The 26909-nt window shown below is 39.2% G+C and carries 23 protein-coding genes; 10 read left to right on the forward strand and 13 right to left on the reverse strand.

Annotation, left to right across the window (positions count from 1 at the left end):
• Positions 1-170: 170 nt before the first annotated feature.
• Positions 171-812, reverse strand: coding sequence for a 5,6-dimethylbenzimidazole synthase (bluB, locus tag JFU24_RS13740; protein ID WP_053344332.1), 642 nt, complete (start codon positions 810-812; stop codon positions 171-173).
• Positions 813-1083: 271 nt separating this feature from the next.
• Between bluB and JFU24_RS31360 the strand changes: the two genes are divergently transcribed.
• A complete protein-coding gene (locus tag JFU24_RS31360; RefSeq protein ID WP_242486167.1) occupies positions 1084-1344 on the forward strand; it encodes an isochorismatase family protein in 261 nt (86 codons plus the stop codon).
• Positions 1345-1658: 314 nt separating this feature from the next.
• Here JFU24_RS31360 and JFU24_RS13750 read toward each other — a convergent pair whose 3' ends face one another.
• Positions 1659-2264, reverse strand: a complete 606-nt coding sequence (locus JFU24_RS13750; RefSeq protein WP_201183068.1) for a uridine kinase family protein — start codon at positions 2262-2264, stop codon at positions 1659-1661.
• A gap of 91 nt (positions 2265-2355) precedes the next feature.
• On the opposite strand from JFU24_RS13750, the gene JFU24_RS13755 reads away from it, so the two are divergent.
• A complete protein-coding gene (locus JFU24_RS13755; protein WP_446728289.1) occupies positions 2356-3021 on the forward strand; it encodes an HAD hydrolase-like protein in 666 nt (221 codons plus the stop codon).
• Here JFU24_RS13755 and dacB read toward each other — a convergent pair.
• Complete coding sequence (gene dacB, locus JFU24_RS13760; protein WP_201250921.1) at positions 3018-4439, reverse strand: D-alanyl-D-alanine carboxypeptidase/D-alanyl-D-alanine endopeptidase; 1422 nt, start codon at positions 4437-4439, stop codon at positions 3018-3020. The two genes, JFU24_RS13755 and dacB, sit on opposite strands and share 4 nt — an antisense overlap.
• A 343-nt stretch (positions 4440-4782) precedes the next feature.
• Between dacB and JFU24_RS13765 the strand changes: the two genes are divergently transcribed.
• The 3 genes from JFU24_RS13765 to JFU24_RS13775 all read left to right on the forward strand — a co-directional run bounded on the left by JFU24_RS13765 (position 4783) and on the right by JFU24_RS13775 (position 8963).
• The gene (locus JFU24_RS13765; RefSeq protein ID WP_201183075.1) at positions 4783-5277 is read left to right on the forward strand and encodes a PH domain-containing protein; all 495 of its coding nucleotides are present in this window, start codon (positions 4783-4785) and stop codon (positions 5275-5277) included.
• A 2-nt stretch (positions 5278-5279) separates the two neighbouring features.
• On the forward strand, positions 5280-6749 hold the full coding sequence (locus JFU24_RS13770; protein WP_201183084.1) for a PH domain-containing protein: 1470 nt from the start codon (positions 5280-5282) through the stop codon (positions 6747-6749).
• Between the two features lie 222 nt (positions 6750-6971).
• Positions 6972-8963 (forward strand): methyl-accepting chemotaxis protein, encoded by a 1992-nt coding sequence (locus JFU24_RS13775; RefSeq protein ID WP_201250111.1) that lies wholly within the window; start codon positions 6972-6974, stop codon positions 8961-8963.
• Between the two features lie 48 nt (positions 8964-9011).
• On the opposite strand, the gene JFU24_RS13780 is transcribed toward JFU24_RS13775, so the two are convergent.
• A complete protein-coding gene (locus tag JFU24_RS13780; protein ID WP_098176950.1) occupies positions 9012-9515 on the reverse strand; it encodes a general stress protein in 504 nt (167 codons plus the stop codon).
• A gap of 163 nt (positions 9516-9678) precedes the next feature.
• Here JFU24_RS13780 and JFU24_RS13785 point away from each other — a divergent pair, with 163 nt between their 5' ends.
• Positions 9679-10743: a M20 family metallopeptidase gene (locus tag JFU24_RS13785; protein WP_201250112.1), complete on the forward strand. Its 1065-nt coding sequence runs from the start codon at positions 9679-9681 to the stop codon at positions 10741-10743.
• A gap of 517 nt (positions 10744-11260) precedes the next feature.
• The gene (locus JFU24_RS13790) at positions 11261-11815 is read left to right on the forward strand and encodes a 3D domain-containing protein (RefSeq protein WP_201183090.1); all 555 of its coding nucleotides are present in this window, start codon (positions 11261-11263) and stop codon (positions 11813-11815) included.
• 158 nt (positions 11816-11973) lie between these two features.
• Here JFU24_RS13790 and treR read toward each other — a convergent pair whose 3' ends face one another.
• Genes treR through treP form a run of 3 tightly spaced genes read right to left on the reverse strand, consistent with a single transcriptional unit; the run spans position 11974 to position 15875 of the window.
• Positions 11974-12684 carry a trehalose operon repressor gene (gene treR / locus JFU24_RS13795; RefSeq protein WP_201222275.1) on the reverse strand — a complete coding sequence of 237 codons (711 nt, stop codon included), beginning with the start codon at positions 12682-12684 and terminating at the stop codon, positions 11974-11976.
• 20 nt (positions 12685-12704) lie between these two features.
• Positions 12705-14390: an alpha,alpha-phosphotrehalase gene (gene treC / locus JFU24_RS13800; protein WP_201222277.1), complete on the reverse strand. Its 1686-nt coding sequence runs from the start codon at positions 14388-14390 to the stop codon at positions 12705-12707.
• Positions 14391-14414: 24 nt separating this feature from the next.
• Positions 14415-15875 (reverse strand): PTS system trehalose-specific EIIBC component, encoded by a 1461-nt coding sequence (gene treP / locus JFU24_RS13805; RefSeq protein ID WP_201222279.1) that lies wholly within the window; start codon positions 15873-15875, stop codon positions 14415-14417.
• 287 nt (positions 15876-16162) lie between these two features.
• Here treP and JFU24_RS13810 point away from each other — a divergent pair, with 287 nt between their 5' ends.
• The 3 genes from JFU24_RS13810 to JFU24_RS13820 all read left to right on the forward strand — a co-directional run bounded on the left by JFU24_RS13810 (position 16163) and on the right by JFU24_RS13820 (position 20259).
• Positions 16163-17074 (forward strand): ketopantoate reductase family protein, encoded by a 912-nt coding sequence (locus tag JFU24_RS13810; protein WP_201250113.1) that lies wholly within the window; start codon positions 16163-16165, stop codon positions 17072-17074.
• Between the two features lie 234 nt (positions 17075-17308).
• Positions 17309-18577: a dicarboxylate/amino acid:cation symporter gene (locus JFU24_RS13815; RefSeq protein ID WP_201250114.1), complete on the forward strand. Its 1269-nt coding sequence runs from the start codon at positions 17309-17311 to the stop codon at positions 18575-18577.
• A gap of 263 nt (positions 18578-18840) precedes the next feature.
• Positions 18841-20259, forward strand: a complete 1419-nt coding sequence (locus JFU24_RS13820; protein ID WP_053344319.1) for an NAD-dependent succinate-semialdehyde dehydrogenase — start codon at positions 18841-18843, stop codon at positions 20257-20259.
• Positions 20260-20341: 82 nt separating this feature from the next.
• Here the strand turns inward: JFU24_RS13820 and JFU24_RS13825 are convergent, their stop codons facing one another.
• The 6 genes from JFU24_RS13825 to JFU24_RS13850 all read right to left on the reverse strand — a co-directional run bounded on the left by JFU24_RS13825 (position 20342) and on the right by JFU24_RS13850 (position 26906).
• Positions 20342-21448 carry an AI-2E family transporter gene (locus JFU24_RS13825; RefSeq protein WP_201183108.1) on the reverse strand — a complete coding sequence of 369 codons (1107 nt, stop codon included), beginning with the start codon at positions 21446-21448 and terminating at the stop codon, positions 20342-20344.
• A 449-nt stretch (positions 21449-21897) separates the two neighbouring features.
• Positions 21898-23424: an acetyl-CoA hydrolase/transferase family protein gene (locus tag JFU24_RS13830; protein ID WP_053344317.1), complete on the reverse strand. Its 1527-nt coding sequence runs from the start codon at positions 23422-23424 to the stop codon at positions 21898-21900.
• A gap of 131 nt (positions 23425-23555) precedes the next feature.
• A complete protein-coding gene (locus tag JFU24_RS13835; protein WP_098176956.1) occupies positions 23556-24206 on the reverse strand; it encodes a LytTR family DNA-binding domain-containing protein in 651 nt (216 codons plus the stop codon).
• A 606-nt stretch (positions 24207-24812) separates the two neighbouring features.
• A complete protein-coding gene (locus JFU24_RS13840; protein WP_201250115.1) occupies positions 24813-25175 on the reverse strand; it encodes a P-II family nitrogen regulator in 363 nt (120 codons plus the stop codon).
• Between the two features lie 15 nt (positions 25176-25190).
• Positions 25191-26405, reverse strand: a complete 1215-nt coding sequence (locus JFU24_RS13845; protein ID WP_201250116.1) for an ammonium transporter — start codon at positions 26403-26405, stop codon at positions 25191-25193.
• Positions 26406-26702: 297 nt separating this feature from the next.
• On the reverse strand, positions 26703-26906 hold the full coding sequence (locus JFU24_RS13850; RefSeq protein ID WP_053344312.1) for a YbdD/YjiX family protein: 204 nt from the start codon (positions 26904-26906) through the stop codon (positions 26703-26705).
• Positions 26907-26909: the final 3 nt, after the last annotated feature.

A 26909-nucleotide genomic window follows, 5' to 3' on the forward strand; every position in this document is an offset into this window, starting at 1 on the left:
ACCAAACCTCTCCACATACCTACACTCAATATGCGTAGTGGATTGTAATTCGAGAGAGGATAAGATTGGAGTCAAATTTGTTCACTGTTTTTCCTGTTTTTATTATTAAAAGTATAAAGCTGCATCACCAAATTTTCTCCTCACTAGCATGAATGAAGGTACAAAGAGTTTTATTTTTTACCCCACTTATCTTCAAAAATAAGATCATCCTTAGACCGTCTCTTTTCCCAGTTAGCTAATTCAAGAATAGGTTTATCCGGGTATTGATCAGTATAGCCAACCGACATTAGTGCGATAGGCTCGACGTGCGGCGGTATATCCAAAATATCACGGATATCATTTTTCTTGTAAAAGCTGACCCACCCCATTGCTAATCCCTCGGCACAGGCAGCTAGCCACATATTCTGAATCGCACAGGCAGTGGATAGAATATCGGTTTCTGGAATCGAGTTCCTCCCCAACACATGGGAACCTCCCCGTGTCGGATCACAGGTTACACAGATGGTATATGGTGCTTCTTTTAACCCTTCAACTTTCAAACTAAGAAATTTATTTTCTTTTCCGCCTTCATAATGAATTGCGAGCGCTCTTCTCTCTTTATCGGCTGCCCAGGCCAAGCGGTTTTTGATTTCCTGAGATGAAACAACAATAAAACTCCAAGGTTGCATAAATCCTACAGATGGGGCATGGTGTGCCGCATCCAAAATTCTTTGCAGTATTTCCTTTGAAATGGGATCGGGTAAAAAACTCCTGATATCCCTTCGGTTATAAATAGCTTTATATACGGCTGCTTGTTCGTCATTAGTAAACATAGTTCTCCCCCAATGTTTCCGGCTTCTCAGAAATTTATCTAAAAATTCAATATAAATGTTACAGGTAAACCATTACAATTAAAAGTAACTTCGACACAGAAAAGGAATGATGGGAATAAAGCTGAAAAAGAATGTCCTTCTTATCGTTGTCGATATCCAAAAGGCATTCGATGATCCTAATTAAGGCAGGCACAATAATCCTCAGGCAGAATTTAATATTACCCGGTCCATTCAAGCATGGCGGGAGTCTAATCGGCAGGTAATTTATATACTGTACTTATCTGAATCAAAGGATTCCCTCTTTTATCCCGAGAATGAAACAAGCCGGTTTAAAGCGTTCAGTCAATCAAAGTCAACTGAATGGATTCTCACAAAATATGTGAATAGTGCGTTTATCGCTACCAATCTTGAGAAGATTTTAAGAGAAGAGGCTTGTCCCCAGGTTGTCATTACTGGATTAACGACCAATCATTGCGTAGAGACCACCACCCGGATGTCCGGTAACCTCGGATTCATTCCTATCTTAGGATAAGATGCGACCACTACATTTGAGCGGATAGGCCCTGATGGAATGTGCTATAGCGCAGAATTGATTACCAGATTTCCTTGGCAAATCTGCATAATGAAATTCACTGAAATTATGCAGACATAGAGCCTTATTCATAGTCTATGATGATTGGAGATGAGAAGTACCTGTGAAACATGTACAATGGAGAACAGCACAGGCACTCGCCTTTATTCTTGAGTCCATGAATATACCTTTTGCGATGAGCGTACTGAAAAACAAATTACATCTGCCCCAATTGCAATGGGGCATTAGTGAAAGGCAGGACAAAGAGTCTGAATTCATCTGGTTCCGTCCACCACAAGATTCACTCTTTCTTGCGGCCTATGTGTGTCAACATAGAGATCTTCATACACCATCCAGTTATCCTCCCACATCGGACGCGCTTCTTCACCATCACGCTCAAGTCCCCGTTCCAAACGCTGATTTCGGGGACATTCTACCCAGATTGTGAAATCATAAAGTTCAGCTAGTTCCTTACGAGTGGAATACGTTCCTTCAATAATAACAAGGCCTTCAGCAGGAATAGTATGCCATTCGCCCATTGCGTCCGTTTCCCAATCATACCGTTGATATTTCGCTTCACCCCTCCAGTTAAGCGGTTGGAGAACCTGACCAAAAACCCGTTGCCAATCATAGTCCGCACCAATTTGCTTTTTGGAGGGAGGCAGTTGGATTCTCTGTGATGACGGCAAATAAAAATCATCCATATGAACAACCGTGCTACCCGGACATTCTGATTGAATACGGGCCGCGAGCGTACTTTTTCCGGATCCTCCGCGACCATCTATGGCGATTAAATATGGAGATTGTTTTTTGGATAACGTATGAATGTTAGCTATAAGACTCTGAATCGTATAAGGTCCTTGAAGTGTTGGAAAGTTCATAAAACATTCCTCCTATACTACTTATTTCTATCCTCCCTCCCTTATATTCCTTCCTTGAGAGGATAAAAAATCTAAGAAGAAGGTGCAACTATTGAATAAAATCCAATTTGCCGCCATTTTCGATATGGACGGCACCTTGTTTCAAACAAATAAGATATTAGGTCCTTCACTTGAACGAACGTTTGAAATCCTTCGATCAGAAGGGAGCTGGACAGGAGACACCCCGCTTGCCACGTACCAAAGGATTATGGGCGTCCCATTAACTGTCGTTTGGGAAACCTTATTGCCAAAGCATCCCGAGCATATTCGCCGTCAGGCGGACCAACTTTTTTTAGAATGTTTGAATCAAGAAATCAAAGAAGGAAAAGGTCAGCTTTTTCCTCACGTTTTGGAGACCTTGTCAACGATCAAACAGCTTGGAATTTCCATTTTCATTGCTAGCAACGGTCTTGAAAAATACTTGGAAGAAATCTGTTCATATTTTGGGCTAAATGAATATGCTACGGACATATACAGTGTGGAAAGGTCTTCGAAAGGCTCGAAGACCGACTTAGTGCGAATGCTATTGAAAGACTATCAAATCGAGAAAGCCATCCTGATTGGTGACCGAAAATCCGACATCGAAGCAGCAAAGGAAAATGGCTTAGTGGCTGTAGGCTGTCAATTCGGATTTGCCGCTGAAAATGAATTGAAAGATGCAGATATACTCATCGCTGATTTTCTAGAACTACAAACTTACATTTCTAAGGGATACTAAAGACCACTTTCTAACAAGTTTTCCTGATCTGCCAGCATCACGGCTATCTTATCCTGTATGGCCGTGATGCCTTTTTCTTCTACAAAGTTATTCAAGAGAATGGAAAAGATGATTTTTTCCCCTCTTTTGGTCGTCACATAACCAGATAAGGAGCTCGTCCCTGAAATTGTCCCTGTTTTTGCGCGAACGTTCCCAGTTGCATTAGTCTTTTTCATCCTCTTTCTTAGCGTTCCGCCAACCATTCGTTCTTCAACCCCTGCAACTGGCAATGCATTTAAGTATGCAGGAAACCATGTTTTTTCCTGAACGGCATATAGCAAACTCGTGATTTCATTTGCAGGGATCATATTGACTTGGGAAATGCCGGATCCATCACGCATCTTAATCGTATGCATATCGAGGCCCAATAACGTCAACTGGTTTTTTGCCACTTTCAATCCATCTTCCCAGCTTCCATCTCCATTTGCCGCTTTACCCATTTCTTTTACCAAAACCTCGGCATGGCTGTTATTGCTCAACTTCATGAAAGGAATAAGAAGTTGTGAAAGCGGCATTGATTCATGAGTGGCAATCATCCTTGCATCTACTGGCGTTTTACCTTGCTTCTTTTCACCGACCACTTTGATTCCTTGTTTCTTCATTGATTTTTCAAATAGGTTTAGTGCATACTCTGTAGGATCTGTCACCGAAAACCACTCTTTCATCTGCCCAGCATGTTCCGGAATGGTCCCAGTTACCGTTATAACATTTTTGCCATGAAACCTTTCGACATCGATTTTCTTCTTTCCATCCGCTGCTACGGTTTTTGTTTTGTTTATGATTTCCACATACTCCGTTTCCGGTTTCATCTTCACTGTTGCCTTTTTACCAGCTTTCTTACCTGGAGATACCTCCACGAGAATTGTCCCGGTATCATAGTCTTCATTCGGGGAAGCGGTTAATGCTGAAACAGCAGCTCCGTAGTATTCGTACTCATCACTCCAAACTAAGTCCTTGGAATAACAAACATCATCATACCAGGTGTCATCCCCAATGAGATTTCCATGGACGATTTGGATTTGATTTTGCTTCAGTGAAGCTGCCAACTCATCAAAGTCCTTTTCTAATAAAGTAGGATCTCCTTTTCCTTTCAGATACACATCCCCCTGCAAAACATGGTCGACCTGCAATCCTTTTATGTACAGTTCTGTTTGAAAAACATAATCATCACCTAATGTTTCAAGTGCTGCCGCAGCAGTCAAAAGCTTTAGATTCGAGGCAGGCCGCAGTCTCGTTTGCGAACCGCGTTCATAAATCAATTCTCCCGTTTCTGCTGAACGAATGGAAATTCCCACTAAGGCACCTGCCAATGCTGGAGACTCATTCAAAATCCGCTGAATTTGCTGACCTAGAATTCCCTCTTCATTCGACGCCTGCATCGATTCTCCATTAAAAAAGCAAATCAAAAACAGGAAGAATATAAAACTCAACTTCCTTTTATATGACAAACATACCACTCCTACTCTGAAAAAAACTCATCCCTACTATCTTGTCCATTTTATGGTCAGATAAATAGTGAAGATTCACTTGAAAGTTTCCCCTAATACATACACAAGAAATCCTCAATTATTCAAGCGGTGTTTCAGCTAACAAATCTAGACTTTTATCAATAAACGGCCCCCATACCTAATAGGGCTCTTTTTCATCCCTTTAGATGATATTTAGGGAACTTTTCTGAAAGTTTATTCGTATTAGTATTAAGACACAGTAAGGAGTGAACATATGTATTCAATGATTCAACCGCCCACGAAGAAAATTTCCAAAGAATCCGTTAAAGTTTGGCGGATGACTGAAACCATTACCAATCTTGTAATCCTCGCCGTCCTTAGCATTCTATTGTATGTCGATAATTATTTTGCTTGGAAAGAATGGATTGGATGGACTATAACCGGCCTTATCGTATTACTATTTTTTCATGCAATATGGTCCATCTTTATTGAACCAATCCTTTTGCAAAAGTATTGGCGTTACGACGTGAGCGAAGAATTCATTCAAACAAAACAAGGAGCATGGAAGGAAACTCACGAACTCATTCCGATGACGAAAGTACAATCAGTCAAGTTGAACCAAGGTCCACTTTTGCGGAAATATAATCTTTATTCGATAAGTATCGGGACAATGGGTGCTTCCCATGACATACCTGCCATTTCAGAGAAAGAAGCGTATGAACTACGAGATAAAATTGCCCATTTCGCAAAAATTAAGGAAGTGGATTAACAATGGAAGAACATGCAAAACGGTTACACCCGTTCAAAATCCCTTTCGAATTAGGGAAAGTAATGAAAGGGAACTTGTTTTTTATTATCATGCTTTATGTACTAAACTTCGGTACTGAAAAGACATATATGAAGGTGCTCCAAATCGGGTTTCTAGTTTACTTGGTATGGCGAGTTATTTCAGTTATCCTTCAATGGTATACATATAAATACCAAATTAAAGAAGGAACCGTTCATATTACATCAGGGCTTATCTCCAAGTCGTTTCGAACAGTTCCGTTTCTTAAAGTACAAAACGTACAGCGACGTACAACTCTATTCCACAAACTTTTCAACTTAACTTCATTAACATTTGAAACCGGGATGACTGATGATCAAGGTTCTGTACCATTTGAGGTTATTTCTCAAAAAGAGGCCCAACGACTTGAACAGGAATTATCGTTAATACAAGAACTTTCTGTTATCGAAGTCGCTGGTACTGAAGAGGATATCCTGGAAATTGTTGAATCGGTTTCTGAAAAGACGATTCATTTTACACCTACCAAACAGGATGTGCTGAAAGCCTCCTTTACATCACTCAGCTTCCTGGCGCTTATTCCGATTGTCGCTACTATTTATAATACACTCGATGATTTTTTCAATATGGAAAATGCCGAAGGGTTGCTTGCAACGTTATTAGATACATGGTGGATTGTAACCATAGCTCTCATCGGCATTATTTGTATAGCCGTTGCATTCGGAATTATTTCCACGTTCGTTAAATATGGGAAGTATGAAATATCATCAGACCATGAACGCGTGTATATTAAGAAAGGTGTACTTGACGAATCTGCTTTTTCGATTCAGAAAGAAAAAGTACAAGCAGTCGAGATCACCCAATCACTCATTAAAAGAATGCTTGGTTTAGCGGAAGTAAAACTGATAAGCGCAGGAAGTACAGGCGATAAAGAACTAGAAACAAATACTCTCTATCCGTTTTTATCGGTTGACCGTGCGTATGCGATGATAGAAGAGATTTTACCTACTTACAAAGTGGAACGTTCGATGGAACGCTTATCGAAACAAGCGTTCAAAGTACGAATGTTGCGGCCCAGCTTTTTCTGGATCATTACGACCGTGGCAATCTATTATTTTAAACCGGCCATATGGTATGTATCAGTGATTTTACTCGTCCTTATTTACACATTGCGAATATTAGATTACAAAAATAGTCGTTATTTGTTAAATAACGAGATTATTCAGTTCAAATCAGGAAGCTTAGAAACGTCACTGTTTATTACAAAAAGAAGCAAAGTCATTCAAATTGAAGTAGAACGCTCGAAATTACAAAAACTCTTCGGGCTTGCCTCAATTGAAACTGTTAACCGCTCCAAACCAGTGCATCATACAAAGCTTCAAGACGTATCAGTTGAATATGCTGACGAGTTTTACACATGGTATACTTGCCGAACGCAAAATATTCAAGTCGAATAAGGTTAAAAAACGGAAGAGTTGACTATGACAGTCAGCTCTTTTTTTATTTCATCTATATTCCCCCCTCTCTTCCATCTGTAATCTGCTCTGATAAAGATACCTAACAACATTATTAATAGTTACAAGAATATTCCAGCTAAAAGCTTCAAAAAAGTAAAAACTTGCCGAAATATCTATTGAAACCATTTTAAAAATTTGAAGTACTTAAGGAGCATCTCCCACATGAAAAGACTAACAGAATGGTATTTTAATTCTCTAAAAAAACAAATTTTAATTCCTTTTTTAGCTTTGATCATGATTAGTGGATTGGTCATTTCTTATAATAGCTATAATAATAGTGTTGATTTGAGGACCCAGGAACTAACGGTATCGACGAAAGAGCAAGTAAAATCAATAAATAATTCTTTCGAGATTTTCTTTCAAAAAACGGAAGATCATTTAGATAGAATAAGCAAGTATCCCATCATGAATTCTTTTAATAAGGACCCTGAATCTATAATGGCTGAGTTTTCTACGACACATTCCAGCAATGAGGAAATAAATGGATTGTATATAGCCACCGAGAAGGAAGGAAAAACCTTAATATTCCCTAAAACTGTTTTACCAGTTAACTTTGATCCAAGACAAAGAGATTGGTATCAAGCTGCATTGAAAGAAAAAAATAAAATTATTTGGACGGAACCATATACCGATAAAGCAACGAACACACTTGTCATTACCGCAGCCAAAGCCGTTTATGATGGAGATAAATTGATTGGTGTGCTCGGTGTCGACATTTCGATTGATACTTTAATCACGATGGTTAATCAAACGGAATTGGGTGAAACTGGTTATACCGTTTTATTAGACAAGAAAGGATCATTCGTTACGCATCCAGATAAAAAGAAAATCCAACAGGATATTTCAGAAGAAAATATTTTCAAAAAAATGAATAGCGAATCTGGAACAATGATTGAGGAATATGAAGGACAAAGCCGAATCATCAGTTATGTATCCAACCCTAAAACGGGATGGAAAATTGCAGGTGTAATAGATGAAAATGAAGTGAAATTACGTGCCAATCCGATGATAATCGACAATATCATCACACTGATAATCGTCTTTACCATCACTGCCGTTTCTGCAATCTTCATCACTCGATCTTTAACAAAACCTATAAATAGGCTGCAAGAATCCATTCGAAAAATGACTGATGGTGATTTCACTTCCACTAATTCCATTTGGAGGAAAGATGAGATTGGGCAGCTTACAGTATACACAAACATAATGACCCGGAATATGAGTCACATGCTGGAAAAAGTTAATAACCTCTCCCATAAAGTAGCTGACTCCTCTATGACGCTCGTCGCCAGTGTAGATGAGAATTCTGCTTCGGCAAACGAAGTAGCTTTGACGATGGAGCAAATTGCGGCGGGGGCCATAGACCAAATTGAAATCGGTCAGAATAATGAAAATGCTGTAAAGCTTTTGGCTGATAAAATCCATGACCTTGAGACACGTACGAGCAAAATGTCCATGGAATCCGATAATATGTTCAAGGCTTCGGAAGATGGAATCGTTCAAGTCCAAAACCTAAAACAGCAATTCAATGAAACGACCCTGATTTCCAATAATATGAGCGAGGCGGTTAAATCATTGGATGTACGTTCCCGTGATATTAGCGATATTGTAAAGACCATTAGCGGAATTGCGGGGCAAACTAATTTACTCGCTTTGAATGCAGCTATAGAGGCAGCAAGAGCTGGTGAGCATGGAAAGGGTTTTGCAGTGGTTGCTGATGAAGTTAAGAAATTGGCCGAGCAAACGGAGCAATCTCTTAAGGAAATCTCGAAAATCATTCATGCCATGCAAACTGATACAACGAATACGGTTAATTTAATTGACCAAGTCAATCAAAAAATCCATCACCAGGATACTTTTGTAACCGATACAGAAAACGCCATTAGTCACATAGCAAAGATAATTGCGAACACATTCAGCAATTTTGACGAAATTAAAATGATGATGAACGAGATGGTTGCTCAGGTCTCACAGATGTCTAGTAATGCAGAGCATTTAAACTCAATCAGTCAGGAAACGGCTGCCGGTACTGAAGAAGTAACTGCTTCTGTCGAAGAAACGAATGCCTCAATGGAGCAATTAAATGCCCTTGCTAATGAATTAGATACCCTATCCCAGGAAATGCACAACGAAATAAAAAAATTCACATTCTAACAAAAAAGGGACGGACCCTAAGGATCCGTCCCTTTTTATCCAAATCTATTAAAGCGGTCTACTTTTAGTAAGCGTTTCATCCGTTTCTGTAATACCTGAGTAGGAAGAATGGGCTTTTCTCGCATCTGCATCAACTAACACAAGTAGCTTGCCATTCTTCACATCTGTTTCATATCGATTTGCCTCTTCTTCAGGTATACCTAGACCAATTAATGTGCCGGCCAGGCCGCCTGTACCAGCTCCCACGGCTGCACCAGCCAATGTAGCAGCGAGTGGCCCAGCCGCTAATACAGGTCCAATTCCAGGAATCGCTAACGCCCCTACTCCTGCTAATAAACCAGCTGCACCGCCCAAGATGCCTCCGGTCGCTGCACCAGCAGCAAGTCCTTCTTCAACTTTTGTACCCGTTTCTTCATTCACTGTCCTTAATTCTTCTTTATCTTTCGCTACGACTGAAATATCTTCACGATTATATCCTTGAGCTTGCAAAGCCTCAACTGCCTTAATGGCCTCTTCTCCAGTTTCATATACACCAATTATACGTTTATCCATATCTATCATCCTCCTTAAAGAATGTAAATTGTCGCTCCCCCTTTACATACCCTGAGAAATGAAAAGAATAAACGTTTTTTAATAGGAAAATATTTTTGATTTAACCCTTTCTTAATAAGGGTATATATAATTATAGTATGCATATTTTTAGGAGGTTTTCTATTTGCTCATCGAGTTACTTAAAGATTTAGTATCTATTGACAGTTCATCAAAAGAAGGAGCCAACGAAGCAGTTGAATACTGTGCGGAATGGCTTAACAAGCAAGGACTTACCGTGAATGTAATAGTAAATAACGGGTACAAAATGCTTGTAAGCGAAATTGGCAGTGGAGAAAAAACCGTGATTTGGAATGGCCATGTCGATGTTGTCAGCGGGACGCCGGATCAATTTTTCCCTGAGATTCATGAAGGGAAATTATATGGACGTGGGGCAGCTGATATGAAAGCGGGGATTGCAGGCATGATGTGTGCATTTTCAGAACTAAAAGATAGAGACTTAGGTCTAAAAATCCAGCTCCAAATCGTATCAGATGAAGAAATTGGCGGTTTGAACTGCTCTGGATATTTAGCGAAGCATGGTTATAGAGGGGACTTTGTAATCTGTGCAGAGCCGACGCAGTTAGGGATCGGCCTGCAGGCCAAGGGAGCCCTTCGTCTGGATATTGAAGTTTCAGGTAAATCCGCACATGGAAGCCGGCCATGGGAAGGAGTGAATGCTATTGAAAAGGCGTATGATCTCTATCAAAAAATTAAAGAACTTCCCTTCACTCGGGAAAATTCTCCACTTTACACATCCCCCTCACTTAATTTGGCTAAAATAAAAGGTGGAGATGTCTATAATAAGGTACCGGATGCCTGCTTACTCAGTCTTGATATCCGTTATCTCCCTACCCAAACCATGGAAGAGATTATTGCACAGATTGAAAGCGTGACAGGAAATAATATCCATCTGAGCATGTACAGCAAGCCTGTAAAAACCGAAGAGAATGACCCATTCATCACTCTTCTTCGTCCAATTATTGAAAAGAACACCAATCAGGAAGCTATCATTTTTGGGCAGCATGGCTCCGCTGATACTGTCTTTTTTGCGGCATATGATATCCCGGCTATTGAGTTTGGCCCAAAAGGTGAGAACTGGCATGGCGACAGGGAATGTGTAAGTCTCGAATCTGTTGCTGTTTATCAACAAATGCTCGTCGATTTTGCTTCTGAATTCGTTTTATCTTAATTTATTACAAGTTACAAGCCGACATTCCATATAGCTGTCGGCTTTTTCATGCGTCTATTATTACAATAATAAACTTCTTTTTACTAGATGAAGAGATGCTAGTGAAATCATTGAAAATCCCGCAAATAATAGAAAACCTCAAGAACTACGAACTTCATTTCACAAGTGAATAAGAATTGATAACGCTATCCACTAAAAAAATAGAAAAATTCAACTCTTTATGTGTTTCTTTTTTACAAAAAATACAGGCCTTTAAACCTAAACAAAACACAACCATATATTATTCTTTTAAACAAATTATGCCATTAAATCAAGGGTATTAAACAAAAAACCTATTATATTGACAAAATACATAATATTGGAACATTTAAATAATTAGTTCTTTTTACCTGGTTTATATTACAATTGTTTATCAGCAGAAACGCTTTTGTAACACAATTACTATTCCAGCGAAACATTATTGTCATATATAACTGTTATTCTAAGTCTACGATTTAAAACAAAGGAGACTATTCATTTGAAAAAAATACTACTTCCAATTTTCACTGCTTTCTTCCTGGTATTTAGTTTTTCCGGAGTTTCATCGGCTGCTACTACTACATACAAAGTTAAAAGCGGCGACTCACTATGGAGTATCGCCAATAAACATAATATAACAGTCAATCAACTCAAAAGTTGGAACAACCTAAAAAAAGATAACATCCATCCAAAACAAGTTTTAAAGGTCAAGAAGACTTCGACCTCTGCTAAACCTAAAGCTAAAACGTCATCATCCAAGAAATATAAAACGATCACCGTGAAGGCTACAGCTTACACTGCGAACTGCAAAGGTTGCAGCGGTATTACAGCATCGGGTCTTAACTTAAAGAAAAACCCTAACGCAAAAGCGATCTCAGTCGACCCTAAGGTCATTCCACTAGGAACAAAAGTTCATGTAGAAGGATACGGGGATGCCATTGCGGCAGATAAAGGCGGCGCAATCAAAGGGAATAAAATTGACGTCTTCTACTCTTCTCACTCAAAAGCTATCAATTGGGGCAGAAAAACCGTTAAAGTAAAAATCTATAATTAACAAAAAAACAGCCTGATAGATTTCAGGCTGTTTTTTTGTTTTTTCATGCTCTACTAACTACTAAACTATAGGTTTCTTTATATTTGCTGAATAATATTGGTAATGCCTAAGGAGACCAAAAAAGGCGCCTACGTATGAGGCACCTTCTTGTAATGTTCTCATTTTCTTCTTGCGAAATCGACGAATCGAAATTTATCAGGACGATGACGAGATTCGGTGAATTGAAATAAACTAGCATTATCAAGGTAAACGTGACTTTTGACAACGACTATGCTGTGAAAACCTTCAAGGTCGAGTAGTTTCCGATCTTCCTTTGTTGGCTCCTCAATCGTGATTTCTTTTTTGGCAAAGCCAATTGAAAGACCCAAATCTTCTTCCAAATATTCATAAATGGATTTCCGACAAATGTCTATGGTCAGAAGAGGGACATACTTCTCTGCAAGGAAATCTTTATCAAGGATAATTCGTTCTCCATCAATTTCACGAACACGGATGACTTTCCATACTAGTTCATCTTCTGTTTGCTTTAATACTTCCTGCAAGGCAGGGCTCGGATTAATCTTCTCGAAGGTTTCAACATATGTTTTCGCCCTCCCGCCCATTTTTTGGGTTAACTCCTTGAAGCTAACAAGTCCGGAAACGGGGAAGTCAAGTCGCTTCATTTCCAGAACAATTGATCCTTTACCCTGGACTTTGTGAATGTACCCATCTTCCGACAGCATCTTCAGCGCCTTCCTAATCGTTTCCCTTGACGCAGAATGACTTTCAGCCAATTCATTTTCAGACGGCAGCATATCCCCCGCGATTAGACGTCCATCAAGTATTTGTTTTGAAATATTTTCATATATCTTCATAAATTTATTTTTCATTAATTATCACCCAAAGTATTTTACCATTTCTTTTTCAAATGATAAACGACGGATTCATAAGGTCGAATTTCCATTTTGTGACATAGAGGCAATGACTGAGAATAATTTCCGATGAGTATAGTCTCAGATTCATTATTCAGAAGTTCCGCAGGCAGAATTAATTTTGTATCTTTTGCATAAAAATTATTAACCACAAGAAGCTGTTCGTCTTGGTAGCTACGGACATAGATAAATAACTCAGGATGTTCTGACTGAATTATTTTATAATCACCGCTCGTTATTATTTCATATTCTTTGCGAAGCTGGATTAGTTTCTGGTAATGATAGAAAATTGAATCCTGATCATTCAATGCTTGTGCTGCATTAACATCCCGATAGTTTTCTGCCACTGGAATCCATGGGGTCCCTTTCGTAAAACCCGCCTCCTTCAATTCATTCCACTGTACAGGCGTTCTCGAGTTGTCTCGTGACTTATGCTGTAATATACAATAAATCTCCTGCTCTGACATCCCCTGCTTCTTCATAATTCGAAAATAATTCAATGTTTCTACATCCCGGTACTGCTCGATTCTGTCAAAATTCGGATTTGTCATCCCAAACTCTTCGCCTTGATAAATGAATGGTGTCCCCTGCATCATATGAATCGTTGTTGCCAACATTTTCGCCGATTCTTGATGATATAACGCATCATCTCCATAGCGTGAGACAATTCGGGGTTGATCATGATTGGACCAAAATAGTGCGTTCCACCCCCCACCCTGATGCATCTCCATCTGCCACTTTGAAAGAATCTGCTTAAGAGATAGAAAATCAAATTCGCCAACCGCCCATTTTTCTCCGTTTGGGTAATCCACTTTTAAGTGATGGAAGTTAAACGTCATACTCAGTTCATTCCGCTCAGGAGAAGAATAAGAGATACAATCCTCAATCGTCGTCGAAGACATCTCCCCGACCGTCATGCTGTCATAATTGGAAAGTACACTTTGGTTCATCTCATGCAAAAATTCATGTACGCGCGGCCCATCCGTATAAAATTTTCTGCCGTCTCCAGGTGCAAGTGTACCGTCGTCATTGGGGAATTGCTGATTCTTAGAAATGAGATTGATTACATCAAGCCGAAAGCCATCAATCCCTTTTTCAAACCAATAATGCATCAGTTTATAAATTTCCTGCCTAACCTGAGGGTTTTCCCAATTTAAATCAGCCTGAGTTTCATCAAAAAGGTGCAAATAATACTTACCGGATTTTTCATCCAGCTTCCAGGCTGATCCGCCAAACTTAGAAAGCCAATTGTTCGGTTCATGACCGTCTATCGGATCTCTCCAAATATAAAAATCGCGGAATCGAGAATCATCACTTTCTAATGCTCGTTTAAACCATTCATGCTCAGTCGAGGTGTGATTTACGACAAGATCCATGATGATTCTAATTCCGTGTTCATGAGCTGCAGCTACCAGGTCTTCAAAATCCCTCATCGATCCATATTCTTCATCAATTGAATAATAATCACTAATATCATAGCCATTATCTTTTTGAGGTGATTTGTAAATCGGTGTAAGCCAGATAACATCCACTCCGAGCTCGTTTAAATAGGCAAGCTTTTCAATAATTCCCTTAATATCACCGATGCCATTTCCGGTCGTATCATTAAAGCTCTTCGGATAGATTTGATAAACAGTCGCTTTTCTCCACCATTCCTTCATCATGTCACGTCCTTTCTTTTATTAAACTTAGACGCTATGGTCTTCAATTCTTGTATTCTCTTTACTATTTAGAGTATATTTTTTTGATTTCCCCAGGAAAAAAGTAAGAAAAAAGGGGATGATAATTGCTATGACCATGCCGATGCTAAACGGAATCCATTTATTTGGAAAAATCGAGAATATTGCTGGTATTCCGCCAACACCGATAGAGGGTGATGTGACAGCATTTAGCATAATATAGACAGCCCCAAGTGCCGAACCGATCATTGCTGAATAAAACGGAAAACGATAACGCAGATTTACCCCAAACATAGCTGGTTCAGTTACACCAAGAAACGCTGAGATTGATGACGTCAGCGACAGTCCTCGCAGTTTTTCATCATTTTTCGCCAGAAACATCATGGCAAGTGCCGATGCACCTTGGGCAATATTCGAAAGTGCAAGAATCGGCCACAGGAAGGTACTTCCAATCGAACCGATGAGCTGAAAGTCAACCGCTAGGAAGGTATGATGCATGCCGGTAATAACCAGCGGAGCATATAATGCACCATATAGCAGCCCTCCTATAACAGGCGCCATGTCGAATATTCCAACGAATAAGGAAGTGATCCAGTTTCCAATCGTAAAAGTCACTGGTCCGATGACGATGAAGGCTAGAAAACCAGTGATTAGTAATGATATCGGTGCGACTACCAGCAATTGAAAGGAATCGGCAACCCGTTTATTTAAAAACACTTCAATTTTCGCCAGTACATAGGAAGCTACTAAAATAGGGAGCACCTGACCCTGGTAGCCTACTTTTTCAATCTGAAGGCCAAATAAATTCCACATACCAATATCGCCAGCTGCCTTTGCTTTTGGATAATCCCAAGCATTTAATAAGCTTGGATGAACCAGCATCAATCCTAGAATAATTCCAAGCAATGGATTACCACCAAATCGCTTCACGGCTGACCAACCGACAAGTGCCGGCAGGAATGTGAAGGCCGTGTTGGCTATTAGGTTAATGATATCGGCAAAATCACTCCACTGGGTATAGACTTGGACAAGGGATTTTTTTTCAAAAAAGATACCTGTCCCAGTCAGGATATTATTGATTCCCAATAATAAACCAGCCGTCACGATTGCAGGAAGGATTGGGATAAAGATATCAGCTAACGCCTTAACCGCCCTTTGAAGTGGATTTAAATTACTTTCAGCAACTGATTTCGTTTCTTCCTTCGTAGCAATCCCAATTCCGGTGGCTTCGACCATTTCCGCATATACCTTGTTTACCGTCCCCTGCCCGATCACGACCTGAAATTGACCATTAGCGGAAAAGGCACCCTTCACCACATCGATTTTATCGAGTTCCTCCTTATCCACTTTCGTTTCATCTTTCAATGCAAACCGAAGCCTTGTAACACAATGCGTTGCAGACTGGATATTCTCTTTTCCTCCTACTCCTTTGACGATTCCTTCCACTATCTGACTATATTCCTTTGCCATAACAATCCCTCCCCTTAACATTTATTGTTCGTCTCTTCCCTAAAATTGTATATACATGTTTGTTATTGATAGACTAACTTGTATATACAAGTTAGTCAAGAAAAAAATGGAACCGCTTTCTTTATTTCATCAGCCTCCGATTTTTAAACTACACCGCTTTTGTATCTTTTGGCTGTGTTCGTAAATACATAGTTTAAGAATACAACCTTATTATTCCACATAACATTTACTGAAAATTCAGTCGATGTTATGATTAGGACATCCTAATTAAAAGAGAGGTGCGCACTTTGAATATTGTCATTATTGGGGCTGGTGCATTAGGTTCCTACTTTGGTGGAAGGTTACAACAGGCCGGACAGCATGTTCAATACCTTGTCCGAAAAAAACGTGCCCAACAATTGAAAGAAAATGGCCTAAAAATAACTAGTCCTCATGGAAACTATGATTTTAACGAGCTACATATCATAGAAGATGTAAAGAAAATAGAACAAGTTGATCTAGTGATTCTTGCCGTAAAAGGCCAGCACTTGCAGGGGACCATCCCTGACTTGAAGCTTCTTGTTGAAAAAGGCGCGAAGATCCTTCCGCTTTTGAATGGAATAGAACATATCTCCATTTTGCAAGACGAACTAAGTGAAGCAGCCGTCATAGGGGGAAGCGCCTTCATTATCGCTACCCTAAACGAAAAGGGCCATGTAATTCACTCCAATAAGAATCACGATTTAATCTTTGGCCCGCTTCATCCCTCACAAACAAAGATTTGCGACGAATTTGAACAGGCAGTCAGTTCAGCTATCATGGGGGCAAGCAGAACAGAAAACATTTTAATCAGGATGTGGATTAAATATATGTTCATTACCGCTTTCTCCGGTGTAACAACCGCTTCCAACCTCCCTATTGGCACAATACGGAGATTCCCTGAAACTAATAGGTTACTAGAACATGTCCTTATTGAAATGAAGAAACTTGCAAATGCTTATAACGTCGGAATAACAGAACAGAATGTTGCTCAGGCACTAGAAAACATGGCAGATTTACCGGACGAATCAACCTCTTCCATGCATCAAGACCTTCGAAAAGGCCAAACCCTTGAAGTAGAGCATTTACAAGGTGGTGCACTGCGTCTAGCTGAAAAGGTCAATTTAAAACTTCCCGTTATTGAAACCCTTTATGGACTCATAAAACCGTTTGAAAATTGATTTTCTCAAGTACCGGTGCTACTACACCGGTACTTTTTTTGCGGCTTTTCAAAGTAGATCCTTAATGAATTCAATATTACTTCAAATTCCTTCTTTCCCTTCAGCTACTAAACTATCCCCAAGACCAAAAAGACCAAAAAGAACAATATCACCAAAAGAATATTCTGACTCTTCCTTCTGTTACACTAAAGTTAAGTTAAGAAAGCGCTATCATATATCAAAGGAGAATGCACCTTGAAAATATTAAAAAATCTAACCGTTCAGGTCATCATCGGTATTATTCTAGGTATTACAGTCGGTTTCTTCTTCCCTACTTTCGGTGAACAACTGAAGATATTAGCTGATTTATTTATTAAAATGATTAAAATGGTCATTGCACCAATCATCTTCTTAACGGTCGTAATCGGAATTGGCGGCATGGGCGATATGAAGAAGGTTGGCCGTATCGGCGGAAAGGCCCTGCTATATTTTGAAATCGTTACCACCTTCGCCCTTGCTATCGGAATTATCGTAGTTAATCTGTTAGGACCTGGTAAAGGTTTCAACATTGATTCAGTCGAAGGCGGAGATGTATCACAATATACAACAGCCGCTTCCGAAACGGAACATGGCGCAGTTGCCTTCATTTCTAACATCATTCCAGATAATGCAGTTGCTGCGATGGCTGGTGGCGACTTGCTCCCTATTTTATTCTTTGCTGTATTATTCGGATTATCAATGGCTGCGATGGGACCAAAAGTACAACCTGTCGTCTCCTTCCTTCAGCATATTGCTGATATTTTCTTCGGCATCGTTGGTATGATTATGAAAGTATCTCCATTGGCAGCATTTGGGGCAATGGCTTACACAATCGGTAAGTTCGGTCTTAGTTCTCTAAGTTCTCTTGGACAATTAATGGGTAGCGTATACATCACGATGGCCCTATTCATTATTCTTATCCTTGGTTCAATCGCAAAAATCTACGGTTTTAATATTTTCAAATTCATTGCCTATTTAAAAGAAGAGATCTTATTAGTATTAGGAACATCTTCATCGGAATCTGCTCTTCCAAGCGTAATGAAAAAACTAGAAAAATACGGTTGTTCAAAATCCGTAGTCGGTTTGGTCGTCCCAACTGGTTATTCTTTTAACCTTGATGGCACATCCATTTACTTATCCATGGCAGCGATTTTCATCGCTCAAGCATATGGTATCGATTTAAGCATCTGGCAGGAAATAACCCTTCTAGGAATCTTGATGTTAACATCTAAAGGGGCTGCAGGTGTTACAGGATCTGGTTTCATTACACTTGCTGCAACATTAGCCGCATTCCCGATGATTCCAGTTGAAGGTATGGCTCTCCTATTAGGGGTTGACCGCTTCATGTCCGAAGCACGTGCCATCACTAATCTTATCGGTAACAGTGTTGCGACTGTAGTCATCTCTAAATCAGAAGGCGAATTCTATCCAAATCAAGCTCTCTCCGACAATGTCGGTGAAGTAGCCGTCTCCTCGGAAAAATAAAATAAGCTATAAAAAAAGAGGTGTGCAACTTGCACCTCTTTTTTTTGATAATCTATTATTATAAAAACCTTCCCGATTTTCATCCTGATTTCCCATGTCTTTTCCCCTTTCTTCACTTTATTACAATGGCTCAAAAAAATAGCCAATCAAATAAATTTCAGAAACTCCAAAAAGTGTTTATAATTTTATATAACAGGTATTGGTATAAAGGTAAAAGATTTTTAAGTAGTTTGATGGATTTAACCAAAATAGGAGGTTTTATCATGAAGGATTACGGATTATTTATTAACGGTGAGTGGTCAGATTTTGGACTGGATAAAATTGAAGTGAAAAACCCGGCAACGGATGAAGTCGTTGCCACCGTACCTAAAGGTGGTGCAGCTGAAGCGGCCAAGGCTGCCGATGCTGCTTATGAGGCCTTTACAGGTTGGGCAGCTCTCTCAGTCTATGAACGTGCCGATTTAATTTGGAAATGGCATCGATTAATCGAAGATAATAAAGAAGAATTAGCTAGAATCATGACAGAGGAACAAGGTAAACCCTTAAAAGAGGCTCTTGGGGAAATGACCTATGCTAATGGATTTTTATCTTGGTTTGCCGAAGAAGGAAAACGAGTGTACGGTGAAACAATTCCTGCTTCCGTGTCTAATAAGCGACTTTTCGTGACTAAACAGCCAGTCGGAGTGGTAGCCGTCATTACACCATGGAACTTCCCAGCAGCGATGATTACAAGAAAAGTGGCACCTGCCCTTGCTGTCGGCTGTACGGTCGTCATTAAGCCGGCCAACCTGACTCCTATTACAGCTTTAAAAATGGCAGAATTAGCAGAAGAGGCTGGTATTCCAAAAGGCGTCATCAATGTCGTGACAGGGAAATCATCAGAAATCGGTGAAACCTGGCTTAAAGATACACGTGTCCGTAAATTGACATTCACCGGTTCAACAGAAGTCGGTAAAACCTTAATGAGGGGCTCCGCCGATACAGTAAAAAAAGTCTCACTTGAACTTGGCGGACACGCGCCTGCCATCGTCTTTGAAGATGCTGATATTAATAAAGCAGTCGATGGCATTATCAGTTCTAAATTCCGTAATGCTGGACAAACATGTGTCTGTTCAAACCGTATTTATGTTCACGAATCCATTCAAGAAACCTTTATCGAAAAACTTGTGGCTAAAGTCAACGAACTTAAAGTAGGCAATGGGCTAGAAGAAGGCGTCGACATTGGTCCACTTATTGACCAAGATGCGGTGGATAAGGTTCAAAAACAAATCGATGAAGCAATCAGTAGCGGAGCTAAACTCGAAGCTGGTGGAAAATCAATCGGCGGGCTTTTCCTAGAGCCAACAATTCTTTCCAACATCGATGACAGCATGCTCTGTATGAAGGAAGAAACATTCGGTCCATTAGCTCCAATCGCCTCCTTTAAGACGGATGAAGAAGCTATTAGGCGTGCAAATGACTCCATTTTCGGGTTAGCTGCATACGTGTTTACCGAAAATATCACCAAAGGCATCAAAGCTACTGAAGCACTAGAATTCGGAATTGTCGGCTTAAACGACGGACTTCCCTCCGTTCCACAGGCTCCATTTGGTGGCTTCAAGCAAAGTGGGCTCGGCCGCGAAGGCGGACACCAGGGAATTGAAGAGTTCTTAGAAGTAAAATATATTTCTTTAGGTTTGTAATATGTTCAAGTACCCTTGATTATTGGGGAACCTTTCTTAAAAAAGAAAAACGGGACCAACTCTTTTGAGTTGGTCCCGTTTTTCATTCTAATATATCTTCTTCAAGCTTTTCCTCTTTCCGGATCCTGATGAACTTTACGATATTCAACACAATCGTTTTTACAACGGAATATGTCGGAACTGCCAAAATCATTCCGATGATACCTGAAATGTTTCCAGCAACGAGTAAAAGGATGATTATCGTAAGCGGATGAGTGTTCAATTTTTTCCCGATGACTAACGGTGAAATGACATTACCATCCAGCTGCTGAATAATCGTTACAACAAGAATGACCAATAACGCTTCTGTCGGTGAATGAATCAACGCCACAATGACCGCAGGAGCCGCTCCGATAAACGGACCTACATATGGAATGATATTGGTTACCGCACCAATCAGCGCAAATAAGAACGCATAAGGCAAACCAATGATTAAATATCCAATAAACGTTCCAATCCCGACAAACATGCAAACTAGCATCTGTCCTTGAATATAAGTAGTAAGCGTCTCTCCCGTTTCCTTAAGTACCGTTAAAGCTGGTTTTCTGTAACGAACGGGTACGAATTTCATGATGGAACTTGGAAGCTTATCCCCATCTTTCAGCATATAAAATAGGATGAAAGGAACCGTCACGACTACTAACGTAATATTCGTCACTACACTGAAAACCGAAGACAAACTATTCGTTATATTACTCGGTAAATTCGTCAAATATTTTTGAAGCGAATCTCCTACTTCTTGCAAAGGGACATAATCTTGTTCCACAGTCCACAAAAACCATTTTGACTCAGCTGAATCTTCAATGAACTTTCTTACTTGATTGAAATAATCCGGGAGGTTATTGACTAAATCTGTGACCTGTCTAGAAAGCGATGGGCCCACTAGGCCGACCAACAAACTAATCAATCCAAGGAAAAATACGTAAAGCAATAAAATCGCCAATCCCCTCGGCAATCTCCGTTTAACTAAAAAGTCAACAGTTGGGTTGAACAAAAAGAAGAGGAAACCTGAAATCAAGATTGGAAAGAACAAAGTTGAGGTAAAAATCACAATTGGCTCAAAAAGAAAAGAAATCTTTGTACCAACATAAAAAAGTAAAGACAATAATAATAACTCTAACGTCCAAAAATGCAGTTTTGTCTTGAACAAATTATCTCCTCCAATATAACCATTCTATATAACTCCCTATTTCTAAGGAAACGACATATATAATGTAAAATTCTATGTATGATAATCTTTCATTGTTAGCAGTTTACCATACTTCTATAACCTGAACGTATAATTATATACAAAAATAATCTAAAAAAACCTTATGATACAATTCCCACTCTTTTGGATACTTAAGCATGATTTATTATTTATTAAAATCTAAAAACCAGTTAATATATTGCAAATAATACAAAAAGAAAATATACAATGAAAACGGGTCATTTGAATTCGATCAGCAATTTTTGCTGTAGGGCCAGAGCAAGCATCCCAACATCGTAATAGAATCACTATCCAATGACATGCTACAGTAAATACATATAAAAAGAGGCTCAGCGCTATGTGCTGAACCCCTAAAAAACCCCGCTATAATAGCGGGGTGGTCATATATCTTATTTTTGATCTTGAAGAGCAGCTTCAAGCATTGTACCGTTTTTAGCAAGGTTTGTATGCCAAGAGAATGCTTTTTCAAGAATATGTGGAGTTTGATGTCCACCAGTTTGAGCAACTGCTTCAGTAAAGTATGCACGAAGTTGCGGACGGTAATCCGGGTGTGCACAGTTTTCGATGATTAATTCTACGCGTTCTTTTGGTGCTAGACCACGTAAATCAGCAATACCTTGCTCTGTCACTAGTACATCCACATCGTGCTCAGTGTGGTCCACGTGAGAAACGAAAGGAACGATACTAGAAATTTTGCCGCCTTTAGCATATGATTTCGTTACAAAAATACCTAGGCGTGAGTTACGAGCAAAGTCTCCTGATCCACCGATACCATTCATCATTCTTGTACCAGAAACATGTGTAGAATTTACGTTTCCGTAAATATCGCACTCTAACGCAGTATTGATTGAAATCAAACCAAGACGACGGATGATTTCAGGATGGTTAGATATTTCTTGTGGACGAAGAACGAGTTTATCACGGTATTTATCAAGCTCACCGTAAACTTGTTTTCCTTTTTCTTCAGCTAATGTAATCGAGCAGCCTGAAGCAAATTTTACTTTTCCAGCATCGATTAAATCGAATACTGCATCTTGTAAAACTTCAGAATACACTTCTAAATCTTTAAATTCAGAATCAAGGAAACCAGCGAATACTGCGTTTGCTACTGAACCTACACCAGATTGAAGCGGAGCAAGGTTTTCAGTTAAACGGCCAGCCTTGATTTCTTCACGAAGGAAGTTAATAAGGTGATTGGCAATTGTTGCTGTTTCTTCGTCTGGTGGCACGATTGTAGAAGGTGCATCAAGATCTGTAGAAACCACAATCCCTCTAACTTTTTCAGGGTCAACCGGAATACCAATTGATCCAAGACGATCGCTTGCGCTAGTCATTGGAATTGGTTGGCGCTCACCTTGTTTAGCGGGTGTATAAATATCATGCATGCCTTCTAATCCTTCTGGATGAGACACGTTTAATTCAATAATTACATTTTTAGCTTCTTGAACGAAGATGGCTGAGTTACCTACAGAAGTTGTTGGGATGATTAATCCTTCTTCTGTAATAGCCAATGCTTCGATGATTGCAAAATCGATAGGTCCGACAATGCCTTGACGAACTTGTTCAGCTGTATGAGATAAATGCTGATCCACATAAGTGACTTCATCAGCATTGATTTTATTACGAATACCTTTATCCGCTTGGAACGGTAAGCGTTTGTTAATGATACCGGCTTCCGCCATATGTTGGTCGACTTCTGGCCCTAATGAAGCACCAGTATAAACGTCAACTTTAAATTTTTCAGTTTTAGCTCTTTCAACTAGAGCCATCGGGATAACTTTAGCATCACCAGCACGAGTGAATCCACTCATACCAAGTTTCATCCCATCTTTAATCCAAGAAGCTGCTTCTTCCGCTGTAACAACTTTCCCCTTAAATTGTTCGTTGCGAATTTTTTTGAAAACGCTTTCGTTCATACAAAAGACCCCCATTTTTCGCTTTTCTTACACTTAATTTTATCAAGCCCGTGTAATTGTCACATTCGTTTTCGAATGAAAAGCCTTAAATAGAGCACAAACCAGCATTTTTATCACATCAAGGAGAAACATTAAAATCCTAGAGCTCTTCTGAATTGACTTGCATATGTTTGACTAACTTGGATTTTAGACTGATCCTTCATTACCAGTAAAAATGTAGAGTGAAAATCAGGAAGAATCTCCTGAATATAATTAATATTGACGATGTACGAACGATGAACCCTAATGAACAAATCATTCGGTAAAATAAACTCCAATTCACTTAAGTTCATTTTATGAAATCCATTCACGCGTTCGGACTGAATTTTAGTTTTCCTATTTTGCGCCTCTAAATACATAATTTCGTCATATGGAAGTGGTATCCAGTGGTCATCTGTTTTGATTGTTAAAAATGAAGTCGGTAATATTAACTGCTTTGACGGCAAAATGGCTGTTACTGCCCCTAACGGATTACCCTCGTCCATTATTGGTACGCTCAAACCATAATAAGGTACGCCAAATACATTACTTTCAACTTGTACACCAATTTTTTTTCGGACACTCAACGCTTTATAAGTAGCTGTTTTTTCACTTATTAAATCTCCTGGTTTAATTCCTAAGTCAACCTGCTTGCTCGGCTGGTAATAAATGTATTTTTCTGAGTCAGCCACAGAGATTGAAGCATCCTGCGGAACAAATTCCCTGATGATATTTAAAACGGACTCGACCGTAAATTGATCCATTTCCCCTCACCTCATAAAAGAACATATTTATAAATTCCCCTCACTATAAACAGGGCATTCTCGAACCTACTTCATTATTTATGGAAGACTTACAATTTTTTTGAAGTTTTTTTTCGCAAAATAAAGAAAAATTGAATTAACTAAGCTAAAAACGTCAAAAAAAGCAAATAAATTGGATTAAAATTTTTGTCCATATTCATTATAGTAGGAATACTCATCGATTTCTATGGGAGATAAAAAAAGTTCCCTTATATAATAAAAATCACTTCCAAGCTATAAACTTTTAAAATCAATTGCCGATGAAATGCAGTAAAAGCATAAAAAAGCCGTTCTCCTTTATATAGAAGAAACGGCTGCAAAATGTTATTTTTTATAACTCTGATTTTGAAACGAGGATTTTATTCGAAGTGATAAAATTTCTTCTAAATTTTTCAATGGTAATTCTAATAAAAAGGGTCGGTCAGCAGGTTGATATACATTCTCTGATATGAGTGTATTAACAATCTTTTGTTTTTTTGCATTAACAATTCGGACCAGTCTCCCCATATTTAGCTCCTTTCTCTAATCTGCTGAATTCGGCACATAATGTTAGATTAATTAATCCTTCTAGTTCTCGTTTTTTAAAGCATCATGTCCTTCTTTTCCTGTTCGGATATTCACGACATTCGCTAATTCATAAATGAAGATTTTGCCGTCACCAGGTTTCCCTGTGCTCAAAAATTCCCTTGCCACATCCACAACATCCTGAACTGGAACTTCACAAACAACAATCTCGATTTTCATCCGATCATGTAACGACATTTCCCGATTTCGACCGCGATACGTTTCCACATAACTTTTCTGAAGTCCTGTTCCTTTTACTTCCGATACAGTTATTCCGCTTACCCCTATTTTTGCAAGCTCTGTTTTGAATTGTTCAAACTTAATAGGACGTGTAACGATTTCAATTTTCGTTAAAACCTCAGACATATGATCAACCTCCATTTAAATTGATTCGTGATAGGCTTTTTCGCCGTGAAGTGTAAGATCAAGCCCCATTGACTCATCTTCTTCACTTACACGCAATGGAACGAAAAGATTTATTACTTTTGCAATGATATAAGTGACCACGGCCACGAATATATACGTTGCAACGATGGCTATAATCTGCTTCCAAAGCAAGTTGAAATCTCCGTAGAATAAACCATTAGCTCCACTTTCGTTTACGGAAGTAGTAGCAAATAATCCTGTCGCGATTCCACCCCAAGTTCCACCGATGCCATGTAAACCGAAAGCATCTAAGGCATCGTCGTATCCTAGTTTATTTTTCAGGAAGAATACACCCCAGAAGCATACTGCTCCACCAACGACACCGATAATGATGGAAGATGCTGGTGTTACGAACCCACACGCTGGTGTAATGGCAACTAACCCAGAAATCGCTCCAGATACTGCACCTAGCAATGTTGCTTTTTTATTCGCCATATACTCAACAATTAACCAACCGAGGATGCCTGCAGCTGCTGCAACAGCTGTATTCACGAATACATTCATTGCTACCGCATTAATTGTCAGTGCGCTTCCGACATTGAAGCCGTACCAACCGAACCATATTAATGATCCGCCAAGGAATGTTAATGGAAGATTATGTGGTGCACTGTTACCTGATTCTTTCCTTTTTCCTAACATGATTGCTAAAACCAGACCTGCAACCCCGGAAGAAATATGAACAACGTTACCACCAGCAAAATCAAGAGTACCGAGTTCAGCTAACCAGCCGCCTCCCCATACCCAGTGAGCAACAGGAGCGTATACGAATAGAGACCAAAGAATTGTAAAAATTAAGAATGCTGAAAACTTCATCCGCTCTGCAATACCTCCTGCAATGATTGAAACGGTTAATACAGCAAAAGTCATTTGGAATAACATGAATAAACTATGAGGAATTGTTTCGCTGTATGGACCTGATTCGAAGCCTACATCTTTTAAACCAACCCAATCCAGACCGCCAAGGAGTGCATTTCCTGGTGAAAATGATAATGAATATCCAACTAGTACCCAAAGAATAGAAATGACGGCCAGTGGCATATAACTATGCATTGCCGTATTCAGGACGTTTTTACTTTTTACCATCCCACCATAAAATAAGGCAATCCCTGGTGTCATTAGCCAAACCATCATTGTTGCCAAAAACATAAAAACCGAATCTGCCATTTGCATTTTGTTTCCCCCTTTTTATATATGTTATGTTATTTAACATCATTATGTTATTTTTTTTATCATATACTTAATTTTCTAATAATTCAACTTTATTTTTATATTTTATCAAAAGAGCGTTAGATTTTATAACATTAGTATGAATAAATAACCGTAAATCTAAAGAATTTTGCCTTACTACCATTTCAAAAGAAATTTTTTTAGTCTAATGTTCTTATAATCCATCCCTACTTATTTCCCACGCTAAAAAACGAACCAAAAAGGGCCCTCAAATCGAGGGCCCTTCAAAAAAATAATTAGTTAACAACAACGAGACACTTTACCACCTTTAGCATTATACCGTTCATCCTGCGCTTCACAGAAAAATTCTTTCCTAGTTTTTACTGGATCTTTGGGATGGTGGACCTTCATATGGTCTACATAAGTTTCATAACTAGGTACGCCGACAAGCAAACTTACAAACTGCTTTCTGAAGCTAAGAATCTTTGTTAATCTTTTCAACATTGT

The sequence above is a fragment of the Peribacillus sp. TH27 genome (assembly GCF_016650915.1).
GTDB classification, from domain to species: domain Bacteria; phylum Bacillota; class Bacilli; order Bacillales; family DSM-1321; genus Peribacillus; species Peribacillus butanolivorans.